Genomic DNA, 236 nt, shown 5'->3' with positions numbered 1-236 from the left:
TCGGCGTCGGGGTTTCCGTCGGTGCGCAAACCGGTGTCTATATCTACGCCGAAGCCGCCTACGGCAAAGGCAAAAACCGTATCGACAGCCAAAGCCATCAAACTTTTAGGCAGCAACAGGCGCGCTTAGCCTGTTGGCGGCCTTCAACAGGTTTAAACACATCGCCTTCAGATGGCTTTGCGCATTCACTTTAATCAACCCGAAATAGGCTGCCCGGGAGTAGCGGAATTTACGGT

At 53.8% G+C, this 236-nt stretch carries 1 pseudogene; it reads right to left on the bottom strand.

The features are described from left to right. Positions 1-105: 105 nt before the first annotated feature. Positions 106-236 (bottom strand): annotated as a pseudogene (locus HMPREF3139_RS11200) (IS5/IS1182 family transposase); the annotation flags it as partial.

Origin of the sequence: Neisseria sp. HMSC15G01, assembly GCF_001808255.1 — a bacterium.
GTDB classification, from domain to species: Bacteria; Pseudomonadota; Gammaproteobacteria; order Burkholderiales; family Neisseriaceae; genus Neisseria; species Neisseria subflava_A.
Note: the sequence above shows the minus strand (reverse complement) of the source record. Positions and strands in the feature narration are given on the sequence as shown.